This is a genomic window from Pseudomonadales bacterium, assembly GCA_013215025.1.
GTDB lineage: Bacteria > Pseudomonadota > Gammaproteobacteria > Pseudomonadales > DT-91 > DT-91.
In genome coordinates, this window is sequence record JABSRR010000100.1 from 1 (window position 1) to 5327 (window position 5327).

At 48.3% G+C, this 5327-nt stretch carries 6 protein-coding genes; all 6 read right to left on the bottom strand.

Annotated features, from left to right (window positions below):
- Positions 1-1013, bottom strand: a 1013-nt coding sequence (locus HRU21_08245; GenBank protein NRA42278.1) for a glycosyl transferase, incomplete at its 3' end; no start/stop codon positions are given.
- 22 nt (positions 1014-1035) lie between these two features.
- Positions 1036-1899, bottom strand: a complete 864-nt coding sequence (locus tag HRU21_08250; protein NRA42279.1) for an HAD-IIB family hydrolase — start codon at positions 1897-1899, stop codon at positions 1036-1038.
- Complete coding sequence (locus HRU21_08255; GenBank protein NRA42280.1) at positions 1896-2789, bottom strand: kinase; 894 nt, start codon at positions 2787-2789, stop codon at positions 1896-1898. Before HRU21_08255 ends, HRU21_08250 begins: the two co-directional genes overlap by 4 nt.
- A gap of 166 nt (positions 2790-2955) precedes the next feature.
- Entirely contained in the window at positions 2956-3807 is an 852-nt protein-coding gene (locus tag HRU21_08260) for a beta-carotene 15,15'-dioxygenase, Brp/Blh family (GenBank protein ID NRA42281.1), read from the bottom strand.
- The gene (locus HRU21_08265; protein ID NRA42282.1) at positions 3797-5128 is read right to left on the bottom strand and encodes an NAD(P)-binding protein; all 1332 of its coding nucleotides are present in this window, start codon (positions 5126-5128) and stop codon (positions 3797-3799) included. Before HRU21_08265 ends, HRU21_08260 begins: the two co-directional genes overlap by 11 nt.
- Positions 5118-5327, bottom strand: a 210-nt coding sequence (locus HRU21_08270; protein NRA42283.1) for a hypothetical protein, incomplete at its 5' end; no start/stop codon positions are given. The genes HRU21_08270 and HRU21_08265, both read right to left, overlap by 11 nt.

Below are 5327 nucleotides of genomic sequence, written 5' to 3' on the forward strand. Positions count from 1 at the left end.
ATCGCATCGTTATGGTAGGTTTCGATAAGATCTAAAGCAATGCGAAAATATGTTGCTTTGATTGAGCGAAAGGTTTCAAGATTGAAGGTTTTGCCTTGGGTAGCCAGTTTGCGAAATAGCGCCTTTGAGATATCAATCGACATTTTCGATAGCCCGCCGTTATCATCGTTCTTGGATAAATGCTGATGTTTATGATCATAAATATCAGCTATATCAACCTGACAGATACGGTTTGTTGAATAGTTGCGGTACATTTCTGACAGCACGCCGATTTCTAGACCCCAATCACTGGGTATGCGAATATCGTTTAGCACATCTTTTCGAAATGAAAATTCACCGGCCAAGGAATAACGAAAGCTATCCATATATTGCAGGTAATCCATTTCGCCAAATATTTTTGTTAGCGCGCGCAATAAGGGTGTCACTAATAAACGACAGACTCGGCCGTTGATTTTGCCGTCGGCAACGCGGCTATAATAGCCCTTGCAAAACATATAGTTGAACTGCGGATTGGCCACAGGATACAGCAGCTTGGCTAATAGCGATTTATCATAGGTTAAGATATCGCAGTCGTGTAAGGCAATCGATTCGACACGTGATGAAGCTAGAAAATAGCCCATGCAATACCATACATTGCGCCCCTTACCCATCTCTTTGGGTGCCACGCCTAATGCGGTAAGCTCCTCATCAAGCGCTTTAAGAGCTGGGCCGTCATTCCATAATACGCGGTGGCGCTGCGGCAACTTATCAAAAAACTGCAGGGCGTGTCGGTATTGCTGCTCATCGGCACGGTCGAGGCCTATAATGATTTCCTCAAGATACGGCACCGTAGCCAACTCGTTAACAATATGTGGCAAAGCATCGCCTTCTAATTCGGAATAAAGAGATGGCAACAACAAACCCATTGGTCGTTTGCGGCTAAACTCAACTAACTCTTGTTCCATGTCTGTATATGCACGACAACCTAAATTATGCAGGGTCGTGATAGTTCCGTTCTGATAGCAATCTGCCATATTTTTAATCCTTATCGTTATTCTAAATCAGCTGCCAATGCTTGACAGCTTCTGCCCAACCCTGTGGCCCGGTTTGCTCAGTAATATATATCGATGCTTGCGATTGATGCTTTGGGAGATCATGCGCTGGCGAGCGAATTAACGCTGCATAAGTGGCCTCGTATAGCATCGGTAAATCATTATAGCCATCACCCAGCGCATAGTTTTTAATCGGCTGACTGCTATATTGCTGATACAGCGCTGATAAGGCCAGCATTGCCTTGCCTTTGTCACAGGCATCGGAAACATGTAAAAACCGCCCACCCTGCAGGACATGCGCGCCCTGCGCCTGCAGGCGAGCAATTAGACGCTGCTGCTGCGCAGCATCGCCTTGCCATAGCAGAGGTTCGCTAAACTCGCGTTGATTAGCCAATGCCGCTTGCTCGGCGCTGAGTCCCGTTGCCTGCATAATGCCGTCGATGCCAAGCTCAGTAAAGCTTAACCAGCAGCCGTCAAACTCGGCTTTTAATGCCGCTAACATGTCGACCCAATGTGCACGCGGCTTTGCAAAACAGAGATAACTATAGTCATTTTGCTGACGCTTGGCCGAGTGCTGCTGCAGCAGCTGATCGCTAAAATAAGCCTGCGGAATAACACAGGCTGCACCGTTTTCAATAATCATAGGGTGAGCATTGGCAAGCTCGGCGCGAATTTGCTGCAGTTCGGCAAAGGTTTTACTGGTGCTGCATATCACTGGAATATTGGCCAGCGCCAAATCACTTAAGGCGCTGGATGCTGGGGCAAAGCTATAACTGTAATGATCAAGTAAGCTGCCGTCTAGGTCGGTAAAGATAAGCTGTTGGATAGCTGCAAGATCGATTGGCGGTGCGGTTTCAGGGAATGTCATTCTAGACCCGCCGATTGTGCATCTGACAACTGTGTTGCCGTATTTTGTTGAAACTGAATAATTTGTCGCGAAGCGTCCATGCAGTAAACAAAATCGGCGCTATCGGGCAGCGTCGCTAAACTATGCTCTGTGAGACGCTGAAAAAACTGCACAAAGCGATGAATCTCCGCCGCGCTCATAATTTTACTGCCACTGCTGCGCTGGCTTAACTTTTGCTCTTGTTCAATCCGCCACTGCGCGACGCAGTCAAAGCTCGGGGCTTTCAGCATAGCCAAAATATCGATCTGCTTAAACAGTGCTTGGTAATCGGCTAGCTGTTGATTAACAAACATCCGCCATACCGCATCACTGTCTTCCTCAGCTTCAAGCGCATTGATGGCGACTTGCAGCTGTTCCTCAGACTGCGGTACCAGCCCCAGGCACCAGCCCTCAAAGATAACAACATCCACCGCATTAACGAGGGTCGTTTGCGCATAGCGATCGTCATTCGCCTTATCAAAGCGAGGAATACTAGTAGTTTGTTGCGACTTCAGCGCTTGCAGGGTATCGATTGCCAGCTGCAGCTCATGCGTACCGGGCACGCCTCGGGTTTTTAACAAGGGGTGAACTTGCTGAGCTAATGCATTACGAGCCGCTTGCCTAAGGTAAAAATCGTCCAGCGAAATGGCAAGCGCTGAACAGCCTTGCTTGGCAAGCTGCAGCACTAAATAATCGGCCAATGTGGATTTGCCTGAGCCTTGACTGCCGTTTATACCGACAAGCAAGGTCTCACCACTCACTTTTTTGGTGCATATTGCAGAAAGTAATGCACCAAAATTTTTTTCGGCGCACTGTAAATAGGCATCTGTCAGTTGATGTTGTTGAAGAAAGTTTTGACTAGCGGTATCCATGCTATATGAGGACTGCAATAGCCATGCCGAAAAGGCGGCGGCTGGCCCAGTAATTAATAATCGCTACAGTGTAAGCGAGACTGCAATTAGGCACGAGGTATTTATATTAAAAAGGCCCTAAGAAATATGCGCTGTTATAAAGAGCCTGCTTCATAGCACGGCATACTTAACGACGCTGCTGCCAACGCCAAATTACGATCATATGCGGCATGGTTAACGCCGCTAAAAGATAAAATATGCCCGCTATGCTTGCCTGTTGCAAGAGCCTAGCCTCACTCAAAAATAATATTGTCGATAGGCCTAACAATAGCATGGTTAATACAAACAGCAGTAACAATGGCCAGGGCGATGATTGCAATAGCTGCCGACAGAGCTGTTGATGCTGGCTGAAATGTTGCCAGCTGTGCAGGCAACAAAAATACAGTGCAAAATACACGAAGGGTGAGCAGAGCAGCGCAACTATCGCTAGGCATAACTGAAGCTGCAAAAGATCAAACCGCGTTTTACTTTTCATCTTCGCAACAAGCAGTATCAACGCTGCTATCAAGATAGACAGCAGTGCGAGGACACTGAGCTGAGAGATGCTCAGGATAACGCCCAACTGCTCAAATATGAGATGCGCTTGCTGCGGATGCCATGCTATTGGCCAGGCAATAATGGCGAGACCCAAGCTTGCTTGTTGCCAGCCAGAGAGACCGCTGCTTGCTAGGTCTTGGCCAAAATGCTGTGCCGATATCAATATAAATAATGCACAGGCGATGGTTGGCGCTAACCACCAGAATATCGCAAACGCTAATGCTACACTTGTATAAGCCGCCAGAATTGCCAGCGCTGTGGATTTTTGCTCTAACCACGCCTTGTTGATCAACCAAGGATCGAGTAAACCATGCGGCAGGCCAACTAACACAATGAACGCCATAGCCAGAATGTTCGCAAGCTGTTCAGGCAGCAGCATGAAAACGCAGGCCAGCAATAGGACGAGCATCAAGCGATGCTGGCGCAAACGATTAACTATCATGACTATGATGAGATGATTTAGGCTTAGGCTGCAAGGTGTATGCATTAAGCTCAGGCGAAACATCCTGACTATGCGCGCTTGACCAGCCAAGCACTGTACATGATTGATACCATAAGTCTTTACTGCACTGCTGCAAAAATAGGGATTTAGGCATTGCAGCAATTACACGCAACCAATCCGTTAAGCGTCCCTGCTCTGACATAAATCGAGCAAATCGGTCACCGGGCAGTGCCATCGCCATCTGCATAAATAAAGCTGCGCCTCGTTCAGGCTGTGCCGCTAAGACACGAATAAATAAACGATCAAGTTTGTCTGCTGTCGTCTGGCGCACTGTGCTGGTATTAAAGCATCCTTGTTGGATAAAAGCCGCGGCCGCCGCCACTGCCCATTGTTGAATGGATAAAAAGCCATAGCCGGTTGATGCACGCAACGCACCAGACTGGATGCCTGCAACGGGCCAAGCAGATTGAGCTGAGTCTAGCTGGCCCATTGGCAACACACCTTGCTCTTGCCGTAATACTTGCTGCACCGTCAAACCTTGCTGGTGCAGCCATTGATTGATCTGCGGCAGTAAGGTTTGAGGGCTCACCGGCGAGGCGCCAAACACCGTTGGTTCGACCAATAACTCCCGCTCACTAATGGGCAGCACATAGATGAACTGCGTTTGTTGCTGACTACTTTGCAACTGTGACATCAACTGCACTGCCATCGGTTTTTTGATAGCGTGCTTAAGCAACAGCTGTTGCCCGACAAAACTTTGATAATAGTTTGCTTGAACGGCTTGCAGGGCTGACGCGCGACAGTCGATGATGGCAGCAGCATGGTAGACCTTGCCGCACTCGGTCAATATTTGATAAGCATCTTTAGATAAGTGCTTAGACGAAAAATGGTTAGGCGATAAGTGGTTAGGTGATAAGTGGTGGGGCACGGCCTTAAGGCGTATCTGCTTAACCGCATGATCTAATAGCAAGCAAAAATTGTCAGCCTTAAGCTGTGCTAAGGCATAGTGATAATAGGCGATTGCCGAAAGGCGGCAGTAAGCATAGCGATGCAGCTGTGTTGTGACGCTCTGACTATGATCCGAACATTGCAAGCTAAACCAGCGCTGCTCGGCCATATGAAACCAAGGACTGGTAGGTTTGGCCCAGTAACACCAGGTGCGATCATCAACAAACCTGGACTTTGCATCCAAGATCAGCACTTTGCCACGATACTGCTGTTGCGCAAGCTCTCTGGCCAATGCTAAGCCGCTGCAGCCCGCACCGATAATGATTAAATCGTACAGTGATGTTGCAGGTGCAGCTGATGCGTCAGAATGCATAGGGCTGATCAGGTAGGAAAAGCGAGCCTGCTAACACTGGACGGTAAGGCTTGGTGCGTGCAAACGCCAAGGATGTTAAGTGATGCCAGGCTGATAGCATTGCATCAGCGATACCATGCAAGGCGAACTGCAGCAGCGCCAGCAGCGAGAATGCCACTTTAAGTGCAGGATTTAGCTGTGCTCGATAGCTGAGGTTATT

Bases quoted from the DNA above. Each gene is read 5' to 3' on its own strand.
- HRU21_08250 (NRA42279.1), bottom strand. From the start codon at position 1,899: ATGACATTCCCTGAAACCGCACCGCCAATCGATCTTGCAGCTATCCAA.
- HRU21_08255 (NRA42280.1), bottom strand. From the start codon at position 2,789: ATGGATACCGCTAGTCAAAACTTTCTTCAACAACATCAACTGACAGAT.
- HRU21_08265 (NRA42282.1), bottom strand. From the start codon at position 5,128: ATGCATTCTGACGCATCAGCTGCACCTGCAACATCACTGTACGATTTA.
- HRU21_08260 (NRA42281.1), bottom strand. From the start codon at position 3,807: ATGATAGTTAATCGTTTGCGCCAGCATCGCTTGATGCTCGTCCTATTG.